Annotated in this window: 22 protein-coding genes; 4 read left to right on the forward strand and 18 right to left on the reverse strand. The window is 35.7% G+C overall.

The genetic code is table 11. The features are described 5' to 3' along the window. Positions 1-39: 39 nt before the first annotated feature. The 9 genes from EZV73_RS00135 to EZV73_RS00175 all read right to left on the reverse strand — a co-directional run bounded on the left by EZV73_RS00135 (position 40) and on the right by EZV73_RS00175 (position 10,675). Positions 40-1,194 carry an amidohydrolase gene (locus EZV73_RS00135; protein WP_240837149.1) on the reverse strand — a complete coding sequence of 385 codons (1,155 nt, stop codon included), beginning with the start codon at positions 1,192-1,194 and terminating at the stop codon, positions 40-42. A gap of 110 nt (positions 1,195-1,304) precedes the next feature. Then, positions 1,305-1,868, reverse strand: a complete 564-nt coding sequence (locus EZV73_RS00140; protein WP_240837151.1) for a hypothetical protein — start codon at positions 1,866-1,868, stop codon at positions 1,305-1,307. 151 nt (positions 1,869-2,019) lie between these two features. Beyond that, positions 2,020-3,012: a LacI family DNA-binding transcriptional regulator gene (locus tag EZV73_RS00145; protein ID WP_240837152.1), complete on the reverse strand. Its 993-nt coding sequence runs from the start codon at positions 3,010-3,012 to the stop codon at positions 2,020-2,022. A 10-nt stretch (positions 3,013-3,022) separates the two neighbouring features. After that, a complete protein-coding gene (locus EZV73_RS00150) occupies positions 3,023-5,197 on the reverse strand; it encodes an alpha-galactosidase (protein ID WP_240837154.1) in 2,175 nt (724 codons plus the stop codon). After that, positions 5,181-5,732, reverse strand: coding sequence for a DUF624 domain-containing protein (locus EZV73_RS00155; RefSeq protein ID WP_240837156.1), 552 nt, complete (start codon positions 5,730-5,732; stop codon positions 5,181-5,183). Before EZV73_RS00155 ends, EZV73_RS00150 begins: the two co-directional genes overlap by 17 nt. Continuing rightward, on the reverse strand, positions 5,732-6,544 hold the full coding sequence (locus tag EZV73_RS00160; protein WP_240837158.1) for a carbohydrate ABC transporter permease: 813 nt from the start codon (positions 6,542-6,544) through the stop codon (positions 5,732-5,734). The genes EZV73_RS00155 and EZV73_RS00160 overlap by 1 nt, the downstream gene beginning before the upstream one ends. Beyond that, positions 6,544-7,410, reverse strand: coding sequence for a carbohydrate ABC transporter permease (locus EZV73_RS00165; protein WP_240837160.1), 867 nt, complete (start codon positions 7,408-7,410; stop codon positions 6,544-6,546). The genes EZV73_RS00160 and EZV73_RS00165 overlap by 1 nt, the downstream gene beginning before the upstream one ends. 43 nt (positions 7,411-7,453) lie before the next feature. Beyond that, complete coding sequence (locus tag EZV73_RS00170; protein ID WP_240837162.1) at positions 7,454-8,695, reverse strand: ABC transporter substrate-binding protein; 1,242 nt, start codon at positions 8,693-8,695, stop codon at positions 7,454-7,456. Positions 8,696-8,893: 198 nt separating this feature from the next. Continuing rightward, entirely contained in the window at positions 8,894-10,675 is a 1,782-nt protein-coding gene (locus EZV73_RS00175) for a glycoside hydrolase family 13 protein (protein WP_240837164.1), read from the reverse strand. An 87-nt stretch (positions 10,676-10,762) separates the two neighbouring features. Here EZV73_RS00175 and EZV73_RS00180 point away from each other — a divergent pair, with 87 nt between their 5' ends. Both EZV73_RS00180 and EZV73_RS00185 read left to right on the forward strand, forming a co-directional pair. Then, positions 10,763-11,437, forward strand: coding sequence for a helix-turn-helix transcriptional regulator (locus tag EZV73_RS00180; protein ID WP_240837166.1), 675 nt, complete (start codon positions 10,763-10,765; stop codon positions 11,435-11,437). Positions 11,438-11,618: 181 nt separating this feature from the next. Continuing rightward, complete coding sequence (locus tag EZV73_RS00185) at positions 11,619-12,239, forward strand: hypothetical protein (protein ID WP_240837168.1); 621 nt, start codon at positions 11,619-11,621, stop codon at positions 12,237-12,239. Positions 12,240-12,620: 381 nt separating this feature from the next. Here the strand turns inward: EZV73_RS00185 and EZV73_RS00190 are convergent, their stop codons facing one another. The 8 genes from EZV73_RS00190 to udp all read right to left on the reverse strand — a co-directional run bounded on the left by EZV73_RS00190 (position 12,621) and on the right by udp (position 18,909). Then, complete coding sequence (locus EZV73_RS00190) at positions 12,621-13,094, reverse strand: hypothetical protein (RefSeq protein WP_240837170.1); 474 nt, start codon at positions 13,092-13,094, stop codon at positions 12,621-12,623. A gap of 371 nt (positions 13,095-13,465) precedes the next feature. Continuing rightward, positions 13,466-13,855, reverse strand: coding sequence for a GNAT family N-acetyltransferase (locus EZV73_RS00195; RefSeq protein ID WP_240837171.1), 390 nt, complete (start codon positions 13,853-13,855; stop codon positions 13,466-13,468). Beyond that, complete coding sequence (locus tag EZV73_RS00200) at positions 13,849-14,166, reverse strand: hypothetical protein (RefSeq protein ID WP_240837173.1); 318 nt, start codon at positions 14,164-14,166, stop codon at positions 13,849-13,851. Before EZV73_RS00200 ends, EZV73_RS00195 begins: the two co-directional genes overlap by 7 nt. A gap of 104 nt (positions 14,167-14,270) precedes the next feature. Continuing rightward, entirely contained in the window at positions 14,271-15,164 is an 894-nt protein-coding gene (locus EZV73_RS00205) for a DUF1848 domain-containing protein (RefSeq protein WP_240837175.1), read from the reverse strand. Further along, positions 15,145-15,789, reverse strand: a complete 645-nt coding sequence (locus EZV73_RS00210) for a hypothetical protein (protein ID WP_240837177.1) — start codon at positions 15,787-15,789, stop codon at positions 15,145-15,147. Before EZV73_RS00210 ends, EZV73_RS00205 begins: the two co-directional genes overlap by 20 nt. A gap of 56 nt (positions 15,790-15,845) precedes the next feature. After that, positions 15,846-16,793 carry a carbohydrate kinase family protein gene (locus EZV73_RS00215; protein ID WP_240837179.1) on the reverse strand — a complete coding sequence of 316 codons (948 nt, stop codon included), beginning with the start codon at positions 16,791-16,793 and terminating at the stop codon, positions 15,846-15,848. Positions 16,794-16,849: 56 nt separating this feature from the next. Next, the gene (locus EZV73_RS00220; protein ID WP_240837181.1) at positions 16,850-18,070 is read right to left on the reverse strand and encodes an MFS transporter; all 1,221 of its coding nucleotides are present in this window, start codon (positions 18,068-18,070) and stop codon (positions 16,850-16,852) included. A gap of 80 nt (positions 18,071-18,150) precedes the next feature. Beyond that, the gene (gene udp / locus EZV73_RS00225) at positions 18,151-18,909 is read right to left on the reverse strand and encodes a uridine phosphorylase (protein WP_240837183.1); all 759 of its coding nucleotides are present in this window, start codon (positions 18,907-18,909) and stop codon (positions 18,151-18,153) included. Positions 18,910-19,046: 137 nt separating this feature from the next. Between udp and EZV73_RS00230 the strand changes: the two genes are divergently transcribed. After that, positions 19,047-19,895, forward strand: a complete 849-nt coding sequence (locus EZV73_RS00230; protein ID WP_240837185.1) for a patatin family protein — start codon at positions 19,047-19,049, stop codon at positions 19,893-19,895. A gap of 71 nt (positions 19,896-19,966) precedes the next feature. Here the strand turns inward: EZV73_RS00230 and EZV73_RS00235 are convergent, their stop codons facing one another. Continuing rightward, on the reverse strand, positions 19,967-22,138 hold the full coding sequence (locus EZV73_RS00235) for a glycoside hydrolase family 2 TIM barrel-domain containing protein (protein ID WP_240837187.1): 2,172 nt from the start codon (positions 22,136-22,138) through the stop codon (positions 19,967-19,969). 103 nt (positions 22,139-22,241) lie between these two features. Here EZV73_RS00235 and EZV73_RS00240 point away from each other — a divergent pair, with 103 nt between their 5' ends. Beyond that, positions 22,242-23,039: an AraC family transcriptional regulator gene (locus tag EZV73_RS00240; RefSeq protein ID WP_240837189.1), complete on the forward strand. Its 798-nt coding sequence runs from the start codon at positions 22,242-22,244 to the stop codon at positions 23,037-23,039. The last annotated feature ends 1 nt before the right edge of the window (position 23,040 follow it).

The raw sequence follows: 23,040 nt of genomic DNA on the forward strand, positions 1-23,040 counted from the left end.
GCCCTTCTTTCGAAAGGCTTTTTTCTTTATGTTTAAATACTAATCCGCTGTATAAGCGATATGTCCATCTACAAAAGTCATTTTTACTTTTGCATCTAATTCGAATGGATGGCCATCCATCATTACAAGGTCTGCATCCTTACCGACTTCAATTGTACCAACTCGATCTTCAATGCCTAAGATCTCAGCAGGATTAATAGTAATGGCCTTAAGGGCCTCAAATCTATCCATACCAGCCTTTGCACAAAGACCAGCCATAATTGGTAAGTAATGAACAGGAATCACTGGATGGTCTGTCATAATTGCTACTCTTAAACCAGCTCTTTGCAGTATGCCGGGTGTTGTAAAAGTTTTGTTCTTAGTTTCAAACTTAGTCTTATGACCAAAAGTCGGCCCAACAATGGCATCGTAACCCTCTTCAACCAGTTCCTCTACAATCATATGACCTTCTGAACAGTGGTCAAGTGTTAACTTAAGGTCAAACTCTTTTGCAATTCTTATAGCCGTAAAGATGTCATCCGCTCTATGGGCATGAGCCTTAAGAGGTATCTCTTTTTTTAGTACCGGCAGTAAAGCTTCAAGTTTATTGTCATAGGCTGGCATCTTATCAAGGTTGCCTGCTGCTGCTTCAATCTTTTCTAAATACATCTTTGCCTTAGTCAAAATATTTCTTAACTCTGCTGCTACTGCTAATCTAGTCTGAGGTGATATGCCTAAACCCTTGTAAACTCTCTTTGGATTCTCGCCAAAGGCAATCTTCATTGCATGAGAAGGATTGACAATCATATCGTCCACTCTACGACCGTGTGTCTTAATAATAGCAAATTGACCACCAATTACATTAGCAGAGCCTGGACCAGATGACACACATGTAATACCAGCTTCTCTGGCTTCATCAAATGTCTTATCCAGTGGATTGATACCATCAATCGCTTTTAGTTCAGGTGTTAATGGATTAGAAAGTTCATTGACGTCATCTCCTTCAAAACCAATACCAGTCTCTCTTAGACCTAAATGAGTATGGGCATCAATAAAGCCTGGAAAAAGCTTCTTACCCTTACCATCAATCACCTTTGCATCGGCTTCAATGTTTTCTTCAATCCTTTGAATTTTACCATCATGGATTAAGACGTCAGCTACAAATACCTTGTCCTCAACCATATTATTTATCTCTACATTTTTAATTAAATACATTTTGTCCTCCAATCGTTCGCCTCCCTAACATTATAACATGCTTTCTTCACATTGACTTATGCTTGCATGATGTTTTTAGTAAAACTTTGATGTAAAATATGACTAAAAACTCACTCTATCCATTGAAGAAGTTCTTCCATGACTACTTCACAATCTTTTATATGAACCAAATAACCATCTGCTTCTTCATTTGTTATCCTAACGTATATTTTATAAGAATCAAAATCACTTTGATCATAATAACGCGTAAAAATAATATGACCTAATAAATCGTCATCTAGGTAAGTTAAACGAAAGCCTCTTTGCAGATCAAAACGCATCTTGCCCATAATGCTCGGTCTATGAATACTATTTCTTATTTGCATGTTGTTCAAGTGGTTTATCATCTTATTCAAAGTTTCTTCATCTTCTACAAGTACAGGTCCGTTTTCAAGCGAAAAATGAATCTTTTTAACATGTTCCTTGTCTATATCAAGTGAATAGGGCATAAAATAACTGACATGAATAAGAGCTGAAAGACCCACTATGACCCATAGAAATCTTCTGAATCTTTTCTTGGTCACTTTTGTGTAGATAAAGTATATAAGTACAAGTGGATAAACAGCTAATAGGTATCTGATTGTTAAAGAACCAATCTCTGTATACAGAAAAAAATCTCTAATCATATCCAGCACTGACCTACCTCCTTTACAGCTTAATGTTAATAAGTCCCAATTCATTATAGCAGAAAGTTTCTTTTCTTGTCATGACTATAAAGATTATATTAAAGCTCATTTCTTTAACATCTAAACTAAAAAATGACTTCAAAATGAAGTCATTTTCATATTAAGAAGATTGTCTTAATATCATTTCAGTTGGAAAAACTGCTGTTATGGCTGTTTCTCTATTACCTCTGATCCTGTCACAAAGAAGGAAAACAGCATGTCTACCCATGGCCTCTGTTGGCACCCTCATAGATGAAAGTGGCGGTTGTATATATTGGGCTGTTGGTATATCATCAAAACCTATGATTTTAATGTCTTTGCCGACAACCATTTTTTTTTCTTCAATGGCTCTATAAGCACCTATGGCCATTGTATCTGAACTAGCAAATATAGCCCTAGGCATCTCTTTTTCCTCTAAAATTGATTTGGTCATTCTATAGCCGTCATCGACTGTAAACATACCCATTCTTACCCAAGATTCATTTAGAAGTCCTATATCTTTCATGGTATTCATAAAAGTCTCATATCTATATTCTGTTACAATCTCATTGCTGGAAAAAACGATGTTAGGTGCACCAATGAAGCCTATTTGGTCAATATTCAACTTTCTAAAATACTCTATAACATCAATCGTGGCCTGTCTAAAATCAACAATCACACTGTCATAACGCTTAGACATTGGATTGTGATCTAAGAATACAATTTGATTTGAAATCTTAGATATAATCTCTACATCATTTTCAGAAAAAATACCAAGTGCAATAACGCCATCATAGGTATCAGATACTTGAAACTCTTTCTGACCAAAGTTATACAGGGTCGTAAGATCAGCATCACTGGCTTGGCATGCAAGCTCTACACCCATCCTCATTGATAAAAAATACGGATCAGCAAGCTCGTAAGCCACATTGTAGGTTGACACCAAGGCAAACTTCAACTTATTTTTTTTACTGGTGTAAGCCCCCTTCTTCTTATAGGCAAGCTGTTCTGCTACTTTAAATATCTTTAACTTGGTTTCCTCTGCTACTGATAAAGAGGGATCATAATTTAATACTCTTGATACCAAAGCTTGGGAAACACCAACTTTATCCGCTATATCTTTTAGTGTCGCCATAAACACTCCTTTATACTTCTTCTAAATAAAACAGTCTAGACTGAAAATCTCCACTCGGGTCACCAGAGTACTCAATACCAGTAAAGGCCTGCTTTAATAGTATACCATGATTCATCAGGTAAGAGCCAGTAAATACCTTGTCATTCATCTTATATTTACTCGCTTCTTTAAGGCCTTTTAACTTAAATCTGCTTGGACCAGGATTAGACTGAGATAAGACTCTGTACCAACAAGCTAAAACCTGATCATCCTTAACAACCATCCAACCTGAGTCATTACCATCAAAAGGACTCATCAATCTATAGAAATCGCCTTGATGAATCAAAGTCCGATGTTTCTTGAAAAATGCCGTATGAGCTTTTATCTGATTTTTTTCATCTTCTGATAACTTAGTAATATCTAACTCATAACCAAATGTACCGAAATATGCGACATGAGTTCTCATTTCCAAACTTGTTTGACGTCTATTTTGATGATTTGGTACTTCAGAAACATGAGAACCCATTGTTTGAAGTGGATAAATCATAGATGTACCATACTGGATTTTTAGCCTTTCCACGGCATCTGTATTGTCACTGGTCCATGCCTGAGGTGCATAATATAAGAGTGCAGGATCAAACCTGCCGCCACCACTGGCACATGATTCAAACAGCGTATCTTGGTATCTTGAAGTCAACCTTTCATACAAATCATAGACACCAAGTATGTATCTATGAAAGAGTTCACCCTGTCGATTGTTTTCTAAACATACAGAATAAGCTTCAGTGATGTTACGGTTCATATCCCATTTGATATAGTCAACTGGACAATCGTCTAATACTAGAATCAGCTGGTTATAAATATGGTCTACAACCTCTTGTCTAGAATAATCAAGAACATATTGGTTTCTTCCTGGTGATCGGTCTCTTGTAGGATCTCCAATAAGAAAATCTGGATGTTCTGATAACAGTTTGGTTTCTAAATTGGCCATTTCAGGCTCTATCCAGATACCAAACTTCATGCCCATGTCTTTTATCTGATCTCTAACACCCTTAATACCATTTTTAAGTTTTTCTCTATTAACAAACCAATCACCAAGACCTGTGGTATCATCATTTCTAAGACCAAACCAACCGTCATCTAAAACAAACAACTCTATGCCAAGTTTATATGCTTCACTTGCTAGAGTGACAAGCTTTTCCTCATCAAAATCAAAGTAAGTTGCTTCCCAGTTGTTAATTAGTACTGGCTTTTGAGAGTTTTGCCATTTCTTATTAATGAGATGTTTATTGAATAGATTGTGGAATTGATGGGATAAATAATTCAGACCTTCACTTGAATAAGTCAGAATAGCCTCAGGTGTTTGAAATGACTGACCACTATCTAAAGTCCACTGAAAATAATCGGGATGAATCCCACACTGGAATCTTAAAATATCGTTGGCATCCACTTCAGCCTGTGCTAAAAAATTACCCGAGTATATCAAGGCCATACCAATCGCTTCACCTGAAAACTCTCTTGTTTCTGGTCTTACTAAAAATGCTGAAGGATTATGATGTGCACTAGAAGCACCTCTTTTAGAATAAACTGAATGAATGCCTGGATTTAAAGGCGTCTTATAAATATGTCTTTCTCTAGCCCAATCACCTGAGAACTGCATAAATTCTAAATCACCATCAGGCAAATCAATACTTGTTGACAGCAACCTATTAATCCTTATGGATTCATCAGAGTGATTGGTAAGTTTTACATGTTTAGAAATGACGTCAAGGCCCTTAAACATACTATAAGACAACAGAAGTTCTAAACCCTTCTTATCTTCTAACTTAATCTCTAGTGTGAGCTCTGCATCAAAGGTTTGTGGTAAGGCTATTGGGTCTTTTCCTCTATATATTCTATGCGACTTATACTTGAAATCTACAATATGACTGCCCGATTCAAAGATCAAATCAATGGCTGGTTCTCTAAAGTCTGTTGTACCGTAATTAGGATACTCCAGTCTTTCTAAACCTAAGGATAAATCCTTTTCTACATAGGCCGTTAAAGGTCTATCTTGATTGACTCTAAATGCTTGTAAATCAAACTCGCCATATAATCTCTTACCAAAATAAAGATGTCCTAAATGACCATTTGATAAGATACCAATCATATAAGAAATCTTATCATTGTATAAATGAAATATATTCTGATTAAACTCTGCGTGCATAAATTCCTCGATTCATATAATACATCATCACCATGACACCTGGTATAAAAATGGTGATCAACCAATTGAAGTTCATTAAGACTAAAAAGCTAAGCCCTATTGTGATACTTATAAGAAGTATGTCTAAAAGTCTTGTATGGGCAACTTGGAAGGCATCTGTAAAAGACATTTTACCTTCATAGAAGGCAATTAGTGAGCCTATCAAAATTAGCCACCACTCTAATAGGAAAAATAAAAGCATCCCTTTTGAAAAAACAGAAGTACCAAAATATGATTTTATTAAAAGTACTAGGGTTATCCCCCAAAAACCTAAAACAAAGGTCCTTAGAACACCACTTATAAACATGCCTTTAAAGGCCTCGTAAAATGTTTTGTATATGGAAATCTGATCATCTTTAATCCATGCATCAGTTACAACTTTACCCGCACTTATGGCAGGTAAAATTGTAACGAGGGGAATGGATGCTAAAATAATCAAAACGTTTATTATAATCAAGCCATAGGCTTTCTCACCTAGTTTTAAAATCATATTCATTATTTAACCGCTCCATCAACCATACCTTTAACAAAGTATTTCTGCATCGCAAGGTATAAAACGATGATAGGTAATATTGCTATCAATGATGCAGCCGCTGCTGCATTTAAGTTACTTGTGTTATTACTAAAGAAGGATGCAATCGCAAGTGTTATGGTTCGCATATCCTGCTTTTGTAAGAAGTAAAGCGAAAACTGGTAGTCATTCCAAACCCATACGCCCGTTAAGATAACAACCGTTGCTGTAACTGGTTTTAAAAGTGGCAAAATGATTCTATAAAAAGTTTGAAACTTGTTACAGCCATCAATTGCTGCCGCTTCATCTAAAGAATAAGGCAGGGTCGAGATAAAGTTGGTATATAAAAATATGGACATCGGTAATTGGAAGGTTGTAATAACTACTATGATGCCCCAATAAGTTGAAATACCACCCCACTTAGCCATATTTGAATAAAGTGGCACCAACATTGATAACGGAGGTACCATCATCACACCAAGCACCAAGTTTAAAACGCCCCTGTTAAACTTGGTCTGAAATCTAGCAAGTGGATAAGCTGCTAAAGCACCAACTAAGACGATCAATGTCACTGATACCACCGTTATGATGATAGAGTTTTGCATAGCCAGTAGTATTTTTGCATCTCTTATGGCTGTTACAAAGTTATCTAAATACAACTCTGTTGGCAAAAGCCATCTCGATGAAAAATCTGTTAAAGGCTTAAATGCCATTGTAATGGTAATGTAAAAAGGAATAAAGTGAATCAATGAGATAAATATCCCAAGAAGGGTTTTATATAAGGTCTTCTTTTTCATTAAGCCACTTCCTTTCCTCTAAAGTATTTTTGTAAAGTCATACTGATAACCATTATAAAGATAAAGAGTATCAGACCGATACCAGCAGCATATCCTGCTGATTGATTGTTAAAGTACATATAGTTAATCAGTGTTGAAAGCGAATGTGATGAATATCCTGGGCCACCATTTGTTAAAGCCTTAATCACATCAAATAGTTTTAAACCACCAATTAAGTTAAGCGTTACTGATGTTGTTATAGCTGGTCTTAACATAGGAATAGTAATGTGTTTGAACTGTTCCCATTTGGTAGCACCATCTATATCAGCTGCTTCATAATACATTTTTGGTATACCTTGAAGACCTGCTAAGTAAATGACCATGGAAACACCTACATATTGAAGTACATTGACACCAACCATTAGCCAGACTGCTAATTTACCATTTGCTAACCAATCGACCGGTTGTCCACCAAACAAGATAAGAATATCATTAATAGCACCACCATCGTATTGGAATAAGAAATACCACATATAACCCATGATGACAGCCGCAACTAGAACAGGCATGTAAACAAGAGTTCTTGTTACCATTTGTCCTCTGAACTTATTGTTTAGAAGTACAGCATAACTAAGACCTAGTACTTGTTGTAAAACTGTAGAGCCAACACCATAGATAATGGTATTTATAAGTGCTGTATAAAAGTTCTTGTCTAAGAATATTTGCTTGTAGTTTTCAAAGCCTACATATTTAAAGTTCTGGGAAAATCCATTCCAATTTGTAAATGATATTCTTATACCTGATAAAAACGGCCAAATTACAAATAAGAAAAACAGTATGATTGCTGGTAAATACATGATATTTACTGCAAAGTCTTTCTTTTTCAAAACTAACTCCTTTCAACTTTTAAAGCGGCATGAGCCGCTTTAATTATTTCAATCTGTCATAGTCCTTTTTCATTTGCGCAGCTGCATCTGATAATGTCATTTCACCAGTTAACAAACCTGTACCTGTAGAACACATTGTATCCCACATACCACTTGGTAAGTATTCTCTATCAAAATAAGGGAAACCTCTAAGTGCTGCATATTTCTCGTAATCATCTTTTAAGATACCTGTATCAGATTCTACCCCCTGTAAACCTGCTGGCAGTGCATTGGCAGAAGCTAATCTAGACATTTGCGCTGGTTCTGCTAAGAAATTGATAAACTTAAGTGCCTCTTCTTTATGCTCTGAATCTTTCCACATACCAACAGTTGTTCTCTCACCTGAAATAAGTGTCGGTTCATCAGCTGGATCATTAGATGGTACTGGCATAAATCCTACATTTGCATCAGGGTTGTAATTAAGCGCTTCAGCAATAACATAGTTACCGTAGAAAGTAAAAGCCGTTTTATCTTGAGCTAAGTTTTTAGCTGAATCTGTATAACCAGATGATAATTTATCTACATTTAAATATTCATTGTCATTTAAGTCAACTAACAATTGAGCAACTTCTTCCCACTTAGACCACTCAAAAGATCCATCTTTAAATGCTGCTCTGTCATTAGCACCATCATTTGTTATAAAGAACGAAGGCGCTGTCCAATCAAAGAAGTTTCCAACTGTCCAAGAGTCTTTACCACCTACATGAATTGGTGTATAACCTGCAGCCTTTACAGCATCACATGCTACCATAAAATCATCCCAAGTCTTAATGTCATCTACATTAACACCAGCCGTGTCCAATACTGTTTTGTTATATGCAATACCTGATAAGTCTACATCTAAAGGTAATACAAATACTTCACCTTCTTTACTAGTAACAACCTTTTGAATACCAGGGTTTAATTTAGATACCCAAGCTTGATCTGTAAGCGGCTCTAAGTATTCACTGTATCTAGCAACAGACCAACCATGTGTTGACCACATATCTGGTAAATCATTGGCAGCCATTTTCGTTTTCATTACAGCTTCATACTCAGCATTACCTGGAACAAGTGTAACTGTAATACCTGGATTTGCAGCTTCAAAATCAGCTATTACTTCTCTAAAAGTTTCTGTAATCTTTTCAGTTGTTTGGAAATTAATCATCAATGTTAATTCTACATCACTCGATTCCTCACTCGCACATCCAATGAACATGGTCATTGTTAATGTTAAAATTAATAATACCCCTAAAAGTCTTTTCATGCGTCCTCCTCTTAAAAACGTTTTCCTTGTTTAACTTAATTTTAGTAAAAATTTTAGTAAAATTCAAGTGATTTTTTAACTAAAATTAATATCCACACCTTCAATTGTCAGAAAACTCTTGAAATTCAGCCATTTAGAAGATGTAATTTTTTTTTCGAAAACATAAAAAAAAGAACATTTCTGTTCTTTTTTTTCCCATTATTTTAGTAAACAGTATCCCATTGGCGGAATAGTCATGCTGTCTTTTACTTGATTTTTATCAAAATATGATAAGTATGACTTGTCTAATTCTAAGGTCTGCTTTTCTTGTGTCGGATTGATTACAACATGTAAATCACCCTTTTTAAAGATTAACAAACTGTCATGATCAAGCCACTTATTATCATATAACTTAAATTCTTCATGTTCATGTCTCATCTTAATGATGTCAGTCATAAAGGTATGCATATCTGAACCGATATGGTCAAATGTCATACACTTTCTGTGATCTTCTAAGCCACCACCATGTTTACCAGTCATAGGTATTTCACTACCATAATATACGCAAGGTGAACCAAGTTGTGTCATCATAAAGAAATAAGATAATTTGATGCGGTCAATGTCTTGAGAAGCTGTTGTTAACAAACGACTTGTATCATGAGAATCCAATAGGTTAAAGTTATGTTCTGTTACCTGTAGGCTGTAAGAGACCTTCACTTGGTTAACTGCATGAATAAACTCTGACTTATTAATCGTTCTCGTACAGAAGTACTGCTTCATTGCATCAGTGAGTGGATAGTTCATAACCGCATCAAATTGATCACCTTGTAACCAGGCACCAGCATCATGCCAAACTTCTCCTAAAAGGAAAACATCTTCTTTAACTGACTTCACTTCATCTCTAAACCTTCTCCAGAAATGATGGTCTACTTCATTTGCCACATCTATACGCCAAGCATCAATGTTAAACTCTTCAATCCAATACTTACCGACTTCCATAAAGTATTCTATGACTTCAGGATTTTCCGTATTGACTTTTGGCATACTCTTAACCCTACCAAAAGTCTCATAGTTAAGATAACGACCATCTAATTCGTCATAAGGCTTGTCGTAGACAGGAAACTTGTTGATGTGAAACCAATCGCTGTATTTAGATTTTTCATTGTTTTTTACAACATCTAACCATATCGGCGACTCTGAACCCATATGATTAAAAACAGCATCTAACATGATTTTAATGCCTTTTTCATGTGCTTTTTCTACCAGCTCTTTAAACTTAGCCTTGTCACCTAGTCCCTTATCAATGGTCATATAGTCTACCGTATCATAGCGGTGGTTGGTTCTTGCCTCAAATATTGGGCATAAATAAATACCATTAAAGCCCATGTCTTTTAAGTAGTCTAATCGGTTGATGATGCCTTGCAGATCGCCACCATTAAAGTTATGGTGTTTCGGACGAGAGCCCCATGGCTCTACACCTTTAGGATCAATGGACTTGTCGCCATTTTCAAATCTATCAGGAAAGATCTGATACCATACTGTATCTTTAACCCAATCAGGAATTGTATGTACATCCTTCTTATTAAGATAAGGAAAACAAAAGAAGTTGGACAAGTCGCTTAAGACCCATGTGTTGTCCTTTGTAAGTGTGATCATTCTTCTTTCACCTACTAGGAGTCTTTCTTCACTAGACTCTAATATGAAAGCATATCTAGATCTTTTATGACTTGGTTTAAAGCTTGCAAACCAATAGTCATGGTACTCAGTTGTTACCTCTTTTGTCATTTCTACATTGACACCAGACCATCCTGAACCATCAGAAGCTTCAAGGTTACCACCATCAGCACCACCTTTGGTCCATATGTAGGGATCGCCAATTCTTAATGTGACTTTATCAACATCACCTATTTTTGTTCTAATTCTTATATGCAAAGTTTCTTCATCGTAACCATAAGCAAAATTGGACTTTGGACGATGTAATATACTGTCTCTTGAAATCATTAATTTCTCCTCTCCTATTGACATAATAGCATAGGCAAACGTATCCTATATGTATATAAATGTTCTAATATGTACATAGGAGTTGTTATGAGAGAAATTTTGCATTCTGATCTTACTTTATTTGATGAAAGACTATTCTTTTATTTTAGAAATAAGTACAGACCTGAAATCATTGAATACTTAAAAAACAAGCATCAAATAGAGATAAAAGATGAAATTGAGTTTGACATTAAAAGGACCAATACCTTTATGTGGAATGGCATACTAGTAAGAGAAATTGTCCAACTGGGTTATACTTATGAACACTTGGCCAACCAATATGATGCCATCTATGAAAAAATAGAAAAGTGCAAATCAATTGAGGAATTACAGAAACAAGAGCTTTACATGTTTACTAGGTATGTGGATATCATCATCAACCAACAGGAAATGACCGACCATCTATTGGTTAACAGAATCCTTCATTATCTGCATTTGCAAATAGAAGACTACTATACCATCGAAGACTTGACCAACTCATTAGGCATCTCACAGTCTTATGCTGCTAAGATATTTAAAGAACATATGGATACAAGTATCATGAAATACGGAAAAGAACTTAAGATCAAACGTGCCAAAGCCCTTTTAAGGGGCAATGCTTCTGTTACAGAGATTGGAGAAAAACTAGGCTTTTATGATCAAGCCCATTTCTCTAAAACATTTAAGAGGATTACTGGTGTCTCTCCTCAAAAATACCGATTAGAATTACAATCTGATGAATGACTTTTAGGCTAATGGGTATACTCTTTGTATATTGTTTACAAGCTTCTAATAAAAAAGCTATGATTCTCTATAAAAAAGTCATGAATCATGTAAAATAACATGGTATGTTAAAAGTCGCAGTGCGATTTGAATTAGACAATTGTGTAGCATAGACTACAAGGAAAATAAAAGGAGCTAACTTATGGACATTAACTTACTCGATTGGTTTGGATATCTTGCATCTCTAATTGTATTGATATCACTTCTATCAAGTTCAATTCTAAAATTAAGATGGATCAACTTAGTCGGTGCTGCATTGTTTGCTGCATACGGTTTTATGATCAACTCTTTACCAACTGCTATGATGAACTTAGGTATTGTCATCATCAACATCTACTATTTATTTAAGTACTATTCTGCTAAAGAGTTCTTCCAAGTACTTGAGATCACACCAGATTCAAACTACTTCAACTCTTTTATGGACTTCCATAAAGATGATGTAAAGAAGTTCTTCAACAAAGAGAATATGAAAATCTCAGATGCGACAATCGGTTTTTATGTTTTAAGAAACATGGTTCCTGCAGGTGTTTTCATTGGCGAACCACTTTCTAGCACAAGATTAAGAGTAGATTTAGACTTTGCCGTACCAGAATACAGAGACTTCAAAATCGGTGACTACATCTATAACAAACACCCAGAGTACTTCTTAGATTTTGGTTTCAATGAGCTAGTTGCAACAACAACAAATGAAGCACACACTAAATACTTAGAAAAAATGGGCTTTACTAAAAAAGGCAATGAATATATAAAGAAGTTAGGTTAACCACCTAACTTCTTTCATTTTCTATAATTTTATATGTTCTCACACTCCAAAGGTGTGTTTACACCAGTAAATCAAACATAGATATATCACTATTTCTTTACTTTCAAGGTGTTACAATTCTACACATATAAAAAGCAGGAGTTTCCTCCTGCCCTAATCCTTATATTGTGGCTGGTCTTACGGATTAGCTGCCCTTCCACACTTTCTAATCTGTTATATATATTCCCTTTTTTTTACCGTATAAACAGGAAAAAGAGCATTATATGCTCTCTCTCAATCTTTTTATTGTGGCTGGTCTTACGAAAAACTGCCCTTCCACCCAAAATCTAAATATTGTAGCTGGTCTTATATGCGTCGCACAACCCTTCTACACTTACAATTCTATTCAATGTCTTCTTTTTTGTCAATGGGTTTCTTGCAATTGATTATTAAATACTCCCCGCTAATATTAATATCGTCAGTTTTAATATAACAGTTTACAATTAAGTGAAGATCTTCAATAGAAAGCATATTTAACTGATTCTTTTTGCACCTATAAATCAATTCAGACGTAGAATCTGTTTGTATTTCAAAGATTCCACTATACTCAGTTCCTTCTTTCAAATTGACTATGGCACTAAAATCAATATCTACATTCTCTAACAAATCAACATATTTATTGTATTCTTTTTCAGCAACATTTCCAGACAACATATTGTATTCAGTAAATTTTTTACTCAACTTAGCAAAAGACTCTTTAGCTAAGAATACAGGTCTACCAGTTATTTGATTAACCCACTTATTCCTAATAGCGTTTTTGTGAACAACTTTATATTTATCAATCTTAGCAATAGAACTCGTTTCTAATATTCTCATCCCAAAACCATATCGCTTTGTTTTGTTCCATCTCTCTTTCGTATATGTTGTTAGTGGAATAACAATATAAATCTCTTTCCTTTAAGGTTCTTATAATAACAGCTGGATGGATACCATTAAACTCAGGTGCTCTACCTCGAAACTCTATACTATAAACACCACCATTTACATAACGCTGAATATCACCCATCTCCTTTTCGTTGACTACTTTATATTATACATCATAATTTATATAAATATAGCCAAAAATAGGAAATCATTTTTTATCCTCTTAAGTAAAAGTAAACTAACTCGTCCTTTTATAAACAGATAAAATAAACCAGTATCAAAAGATACTGGCTTCGCATTACTTTAAATTATTCACATAAACTCTAGATATCTTGAGTTCTCATAATCACGTACTCTTTGCCACCTTTTGTGAAGGTTTCATCAGTTTCTCTTAGACCAAATCTCTTATAGAAGTCTGTCTTTTCTATACGTGCATTGCACCAGAGGTTTTGGTATTTATCTTTCACATACTTAAGAAGTTCTGATCCGATGCCTTTACCTTGATAATCATGTAAAGTGGCAAACTTTCTAAATTGATATCCATGACTGGTTTTAAATACGGAAATAACCGATACAAGGTGATCATCTAGGAAATAGCCATAATGGTCACCTTCTGGATCACAGTCAAGTTTTATATAGTCTAAGTCTCTATCTGGCCACATGACTTTATGGCGGATTTCGTAAGTATCCTGATAGGAAATGGCCTTTACCATACCTTTTGCTCCATAAGCATACCAACAATTAAGAATGCTGATAGGCCAAATCTGATAAAGTGGTGTCTTTTATTAATCTGTCCATGCATTTTTGTACCATTGATAATAGCTGAAATATGAGCTAATATTGCTCCTACACCAACAAGACCTACAGCAAGCATGCCAGATGTAAACAAGCCCGCAATCATCAAAGAACCACCTAATCCCATTAACACTGCTGATCCAGCTGGTATATTCTTATAAAAACCTTGTAAGACAGCTGCTATTAAAGACAGTGCACCATAAGCACCTACAACTAAATTAATACTCATTTTTCCTCCAAATTAAATACTTTACTCCAGTATTCTAATTGTATCATGTTATTTTATACAGACAATAAAAGTCTATTATTCTTTAGAAAATCTTCCTATTTATCCTATTCAAATAAAGATATCTGATTGTTTTTCTTAATCATTTTATCTCTGATAATTTCGTCCCCTACAAGCGGTGGACCTAGTATTTCAGAGTTTTGATCAAAGTTTCTATAAAAACTCTTTGCACTATCATGATTGTAATTGGCATAACAGTACGTACAATCATGAACACATGTATTGTAAGCACCAATATCAATACTTTCTAGACAATTACAGTCCTTACGTTGGTACTTATCCTTATTATAACCTGTGATGCCCATATCTCTAATGATACTTTCATCAATACATGCAGCTTTTTCTATACCATCATAGGAACCACATGACTTTAACTGAATATCGTATTTACCTGCTATTTTCTTTAAAGTCATGGCTAGTTCATCTTTTTTCTTATCATCGATTCTATGAAAATCCTTAGATGCTTTTTCTATTTTCTTATAAAACTCCACAAAAGATATGATACAAGTTTCTACAGAACCTCGAAGTCTTTTACAGAGCTTTTCAAAGTAGAACAAATGATAGTCTATGGTGTACTTGTCATTGATGATAATAGGATCGTACCGCCAGATAAGTCTAGACTTGCCTCCTAGTTTAGACAGTTCAACCATCGCTTCTATAACCGCATTTTTATCCTCAAGCCCTTTTTCCACATCTTTAAGATAAGGCGTAAGGGTTACCTGGGTCATAAAAGGTTTATCAATGTCATTAAAATGCTTTACTATTTCACTCGGATTCTTTGTCCAAAAGACATAACACTCAACGTCCTTAAAGAAAATACGAGAGATCTGTTTTCTATTCATGGGATTTCTAGTCAATACATAGCCAGCCTTTTGTCTATTTAGAAACCATTCCATATAAAAGGCTGGTATATCCGTTCGTCTAGAGACGCTTAAAATCATGAATCCTCTCCAACTCCTTATTTAGACTCTTTACGATATAAGAGACTAAGTCACTGCCTTCTATCCAATCGAAGTCTTTAGTGTAAGTGAGATATTTATCAGCTGGTGTAAATGCAAACTGGTCCATATAGTCTATGACTGCCTGATTAAACGATTCGTCTATCGTCATATGGCCATCTAATACCGAAGTAATCAAAAAACCTCTGGCTTCTGGATGTCTGCATGTATCATAATAGTTGGGCAGTAATCTAAAGACAAGCGGTGTTGGTGCAAAAGCATGTTTACCCGGTTGACAGTATAAGATTAAACTCTCATCTACTTTGTTACTCTCATCAGGCATGATGCCTTTGATGTATCTACCGTGAAAACTGCATTCAGAATATACAATCCTATCCTTGTCATCTAGATAGAGCCATATATGTTCTAAATCATAAAGATGGCCTATATCGTAATCAAAGTAGACTGCATATTCTACAATTTTACTTGTCTTACCTCCTATTAAAAGTGTTCTGTTAAAAGATTTTGATTTTTGGGTGTGTGTATAAACTTCTGTCGCAACTGCCTTGATGTCAAATGGTTCATTTTCATCCATCATTAGTTTTGGAAAGTATTTTTCTAGATTCACATCATCATCTCCTTTCCTTCTATTATACTAAAAAAGCACTGGATATAATACCAGTGCTACATTAATTCTTTTACAACCCATTCAGTTTTCTTGATGACTTCTTCTATTAAATCCTTAGATAGGTCAGGATTGATGGTTTCTTGACTGGCAATAGCAATAATAGACATGGCCATGGCTGTTTGAATGGTTTCAACAATCTCTAGACCGTTCATGTAACCGTAGCCCAAACCTGCCACAAAGGAATCGCCTGCACCAGTCACATTACATACAGGTACGTCCCAAGCAGTTACCTTGTATGCCTTCTTACCATCTGTAAAGAAAATACCTTCACAGTCTAATGAGATAAAGACATGTTCAACGCCAAGGTCTATAAAGTACTGACCCGCTCTGACAAGGTCTTCATCGTTATGTATTTCTATACCAGATAAGACTTCCGCTTCATAACGGTTAGGTTTGATGGTATGAAAGTGTCCTATCAAGTGTTTGATAGATATGGCTTTAGCAGCTGATACTGGGTCTAAAACAAACTTGGTATGACCCTTGTAACGCTTTAAAATATATTCAAGGTTTTCTGGACTGTCTGCATCTAAGAAAAGGTACTCAGATCCCATGATGATCTCATCCTTAGAATCAATGAAATCAAAGGTCATCTCATCTAGAGCCCCCATATCCACAATGGCAGATACCATTTCTCCCATTTCATTTAAAATCGCTAAGTAAGTTGGCGTACCTGAACCTTCTAAGACCAGAGACTCACTCATATCATAACCATATAACATGGAGTGTTCCATCATAGACTTACCTTTTTCATCGTTTCCAATTACAGAAATAAATTTGGTATTTACATCTACCCTTGCTAAGTTTTCAGCAATGTTCCTACAGACACCTCCAAAGGACATTCTTACTTGACCTGGTGTAGAGTTATAGGGTGTGTATTTACTGGTCGAAAAACCAAAAATATCAACAACCGATGCACCAAACACGACTACATAATCACTACTCATTTATACGCCTCCTAACAAAGTATTATTTTATCACAGTTAGGCCTAAAAAAAAAGACCTATGAAAAGGTCTCTGGAATAACTACTTTAGATGCTACAACAAGGTTTACAAGACTCATGAGTGCAGCTGCAAAGAATATGTATTGAGGTCCTATAGAATCCCAAATAAATCCTGCTGCAATAGCACATGTAATCGATACAACATGGTCTAGTGACAGTCCTAAAGAAAGTGTTGCTGTAAAATCTGATGGCTGAACCAATATGGATTTTAAATAGATGGTACGGATCATCCCCATTTGGTTGGACATCTTGTCTATGATAAATAAAATAAAAGTCATAATAACCGGTAGACCTACTGTTGGAATGGAACCAGCCTTAAATAAAGCCGATAAAATACCATAAGCCACATAAACACCTATAAATGACAAGGCATCCGCATAAAGAAGCTTCTTTAGGCCGTACTTGTCTATCCATCTACCCAGTGCAGGTATAAAGAATATGCCTACAAAAGATCCGATAATACCTAATATGGCAAGTGTATCTACTTTCTTATCTAAAAGCTCGATTAAAACCCATGGACCATAAACTAGCATGATCTGCTTCTGAACACCATACATAACCGTTAAGATATAATAGAACTTGTACTCTTTTCTAACAACAAATCTAACCCTTTTGTCAGAAACAATCTTATGGTCTACAAGCTTTGACAGTACCGAATAAAGGACAATGACCATGACCATAAAAATTGCTGATACAATAAAGATCCATTTGATCTTTGTTGTAAATGAGAAGATACCAGCTCGATAGCCTATAAATGTTATCATCATGGCAACCATGGTAAAGCCGGTGTAAACACCTTTAAACTGACCCATCCGTTTGCCTGTATTGCCACCCTGAATCAAATCCATACCAATGGCATCTCTAAGGGGCATGGCCATATGAGAACCCATAGAATGAATAAAAATAAAGATCAGCATGATGCTGTATGATGGTGTAAACAAGCCTAGGACGAGAACACCGATAATACCCAGTATATTTGAGAACATGGCTATTTTAATATCTGAAAAGCCTGCTAAAAGCGCAATTACAAAGATGGTGATAACACCTGGTAATTCTCTTGGAAATTCAATTAAGCCTCTTTGCTCAGCCGTCACCTGATAGGCATCTTTGAAATAATTCGAAAGTACACCACCCGACAAGCCTGCTGCAAGAGCAGAAAGAGCAACTATAACAATATAGACCCTAAGCTGTGGACTCATTTTTTTCAGTTTATCAACCATAACCCCTCCAATATTTCTATACCCTAACTATTATAGCATTAATTGCGTAAAGTACAATAGGACATGGTTGATAAAATGGCCTATTTGCAGTCATTGTCTATTAACATTTCTAATGCACGAACAGCTACGCTTATAGGGATTCTTGTATCATCACACTGCGGATTACTTAAACCCAACTTTTCTCTTTCTTGATTGGCAAAGACCAAAAGAATCGTTCCCACTCTAACGCCTAAATATGAACCTACAATAAAAAGCGTAGAAGATTCCATTTCAGAAGCCAGCGTCCCTCCTTTAATCCAGGCATCCCACTTATTTTTAAGCTCATAACCGATAGGCATTCTATCAGGCTCTCTTTGTCCATAGAAGGAATCCTTACATTCTACAATACCGATATGACGTTTATGACCCAGATCATCACATGCAGCTACCAAGGCATTTGTAATCTCGTAGTTTGCTACAGCCGGAAATTCCATCGGAAGGTATTCATTTGGCGTCCCATCTTTTCTTATGGCTCCATTTGCAACTACTAAATCGCCACCTAAAACCTCTTTTGCCATACCTCCTGCAGTGCCAACTCTGATAAAAGTATCAGCCCCTACACGTACAAGTTCTTCCATGGCAATAGCAGCCGATGGTCCCCCTATGCCCGTAGAGGTAACAGACACTTTTGTCCCATTCAAATAACCTGTATAAGTGACAAACTCCCTATTATCCGCTATGAGTTTGGCATCTTCAAAATATGATGCAATTAACTCACATCGCTTGGGATCTCCGGGTAACAAGACGTACCTGCCTACATCACCTTTTTTCAGTTTTATGTGCATTTCTAAATTTTCCATTTCAACCTTCTTTCTTATTGCTTTAATTTTACATCACATTAATAAGAATCCCAATAAAAATAATATTAAAATTAATGGAATAGACTGGTTATTGACCTGAGATTCATGTAAGATGTTCTCAGTTACAGGAGGTTGAAATGAAAATAGGTTTGGTAATAGAAGGCGGTGGCTTTAGAGGCGTTTTTTGCGAAGGCATCACATCCTTTCTGATAGACAATAGGATAGAAATACCTTATGTTATCGGTGTTTCTATGGGGGCAATTAATGGGACAAACTACCTGTCCAAACAATCAAGAAGAAATATAGAAATCATTGAAAAGTTTTTAGGTGACCACAGATACATGAGTAAGAGAAACTTAGTTAAATCTGGTAGCCTTTTTGGCATGGACTTTATATTTAATGACATCGCCTATACACATCATCCATTTGACTTTGAAGCATTTAAAAAGTCAAATCAAGACTTCACCATTGTCTCTATGAACTGCTCAAATGGTCAATCGCACTATACTTCAAATAAAGACAACAATGCAGACCAAATGATGTGGGCTCTAAGAGCTTCAACGAGTCTACCATTTGTTTCAAGAAAAGTTGATATCAAAGGGCATCCTCATTTAGATGGTGGTATAACAGATCCGATACCAGTCAAAAAAGCCCTAGAAGACGGTTGTGACAAGGTCATTGTTTTACTTACTAGAGACATCCATTACAAGAAATCCCCTTTTAAAGGTGGGCCACTTTGTAATATTGTTTATAATAATCACCCTCAGATAAGAAGAGGACTAGACAATAGGCATCTTGTTTATGAAGAGAGTCAAGACTTTGTCCGTCAGCTAGAATTAGAAGGCAAGGCACTTGTCTTTAGGCCTGAAAAGCCACTTGATGTAGACCGAACAGAAAAAGACTTTTCTAAGATCAAAGATGCATTTGATCAAGGCTATGCATTAGCTTCAAAGAGAAAAGAAGAACTACTTAACTTTATCAGATAGGCACATCGAGTGCTTCTGAAAACTAGTTTTCTAACAGATAAAAGCAGCCCAACTGAAAAGTTGGGCTGTTGCTATTTTACTTGGATACTTAAATTTTTATTTTCGAATCGATCACTTTCAACAGAAATCTCAATTGAACCGGCTTGGCCATTTGTTTTTATCCAAGCGCCTATGCAGCCACCGATAAGGTTTAACCTTTTTGGTCCAATGATCTGACCTACACCAATAACATGTACATCTACAGATTCATTGATGTATGGTAGGATATTGCCTGATTGGTCAACCACCTTTACAAGCATTCTTGTCACGTCATAATCACCTGACTCTAAAACCACATCATCTAGACTTACTTCTAAATCATGGGCTATAGGTGCTGCTGAAAATGACTTTTCTACAACGACTTGATCATTTACATAACCTTTAAAGATACCGTCTTGCCATCCAGAACCCCAGTCTTGTATGGTTTCAAAGTCTTTTACCTCAAATGGCGCATGACTTAAGCCCTTGTATGTTTGTGACTTAGGATAAAAGAACTTGGTCTCATCTTTAACAGTCACAGAGATTTTTTCACAGTTACTCAAAACTGTTAGCGGCAAGAAAGACTTACCTTCAAACTCTCCTTTTTCTCCTCTGGCCCATAGAGTAACAGGCTCTAAAACATAGTCATGGTCTGCTTGAGACTTGTAAACATAAGAGGCAAACTTTGGTATTCTAAACATGTCCATCACACCATGATAGCAAATTCTATCACCTGATCCGAACTGGAAGTGGGTGTTGTAATCAAAAGCACACCAGCCAATAGCACCTGATATGTTGTCTTGTAACATCATATCATTTTGAACAAGCAAATGACGCTTACAGTGCTCTACCATTCTTTCCTCAGAATCAAATCTTTTGGTTGGGTACATATGGCCATTGTATTCCGTTACCAGATAAGGGACTTCCCTATCTAGACCAGTCACTTCTCTTTGATACCTTAGAGGCTTATTTACATCATTTAAATTAAAGTCATTCATGGTGTAAACATCTTCAATCAGTTCACTGTTTTCAATACATCTAACACCACCTGTTTGTCTTGTATCATCAAGAGACTTGGCCAGTTCATGGGTACTCTTATAAAAATCATGGTTGTCCATAGACTCATTGATTCTAGTCCCCCACAGGATGATAGAAGGATGATTCCAGTCTCTTTCAATCATTTCCCTTACATTTTCTACAGCAACATCTTGCCATGCCTTATCACCAATGTGTTGCCAGCCTGGTATCTCTTCAAACACAAGTAAACCGATTTCATCACATCTATCCAGAAAATGTCTTGACTGAGGATAATGACTGGTTCTTACCAAGTTAAGGCCTAAATCATACTTTAAGATATCAGCATCCTTTTTCTGAGCGCGCTTAGGCATAGCATAACCCACATATGGAAAGGCCTGGTGTCTGTTAAGACCTCGAATCTTAATCTTCTTGCCATTTAGATAAAAGCCACTTGTTTTAAACTCACACGATCTAAAACCAAAGCGTGTACTATAAGTATCAATTACCTGATTGTCTTTTATCAAATTAACTGATGCCTCGTAAAGTTTTGGTGCATCTATTTCCCATAGACTCACAGCCAGATCATCAAATGAGATCTTTTCACCAAGATTAAACGTCTTTCTTGCAATTTCAGCTTCATCAAAAATACATACTTCAATCATTTCGGCCTGACCTTTTATGAAGACTTCTAGCTCTAAACCATTTGTTTCACCAACTCTAGGCTTTACAAATACATTATCAATATGGTTTTCATCTACCACTCTTAAGTTGACTTCTCTATAGATGCCACCATAACATAAATAATCTATGGTAAAACCAAACGGAGGAATGTCATTTCTTTCAGTGGAGTCGACCATAACAGTTAAGACATTTTCCTCTTGTAGGTAGTCTGTCATATCAAATGAAAATGGTGTATACCCACCCTTGTGGTCTCCTAGATAGTGACCATTGATATATACTTTCGCATAGGTCATGACCCCTTCAAAATCTATAAAGACTCTCTCACCCGCTTTATGATCTACTTTAAAGTTTTTTCTATAAGCGCTTACAAACTGATACATTTTTTCATCAAAGCAGTTATAAGGTGTTGTTTTATTGGCGTGAGGCAGTTGAACTTTTGAAAACTCTTTATCATTACCTAAAATATCATTTTCATCAAAGCTTTCCTTGTAACCCCAATCTCTATTAAGTGGTATTATTCTTCTCATGAATCCTCCTTGTAATCTAACTATATTAACATTATAATATTCTCATAAATACATTTATATAATTAAATTTTAACATTCTATAACGATTTTAAGATGAGGTTTTATGAGAAAACAATACTTTTCAAATTTAAATGATACCTTAAAGCAACTGCCCATATATGTTTCATGTACCGGTCATAACTTTAAAGAAACAGGTATAAAAAGACCTAAGGGCTATCCTGAATATCAATGGATCCAAAGCCACAAGGGTTCTGGTTATGTGGAAGTAAAAGGTGAGCAGTTTATTCTAAAAGAAAATATGGGCATGTTTTTACTTAAAGATGAAGCTCATAATTACTGGCCCATCGATGATTGGACAACGGACTTTATTACCTTTGACGGGACTTCTATGGACATCATATTAAAGTCCCTGAGCCTTACTGAATCCAAGTATTTTCATCTTCAAGATGCCAAAAGACTCTCAGCTTCCATTCAATCCATTGGTTACCTAATTGAAGGCACAAGTCCTCTAAAGGATGTTCAAGCTTCCAATATGATCTATTCACTCTTAACAGAAGTTTTGATTCAGTCTCCAGATAAACTAGAAAACAAGTTTACTAAAGTCATTGATTACATCGACAAACATTACCATGAGGTCATCAACTTAAAAGACTTATCTGATATGTTAAAAATAAGTCCACAACACTTTTGTCATATATTTAAAGAAGCCTACCACCAAAGGCCACTTGAATACATCAATAGTGTTAGAATACAAAAGTCCAAACAAGCCATCATCGATGAGCCTGACATGACCATGGAAGCGATTTCTAAACTGGTTGGCTTTGAAAGTCCTTCTTATTTTGGCAAGCTCTTTAAAAAATATGAAAAAATGACGCCTAATCAGTTTCGACAGCTATTCTAAA

The organism is Acidaminobacter sp. JC074, from assembly GCF_022496765.1.
In the GTDB taxonomy this organism is placed as follows: Bacteria; Bacillota; Clostridia; order Peptostreptococcales; family Acidaminobacteraceae; genus JABXKX01.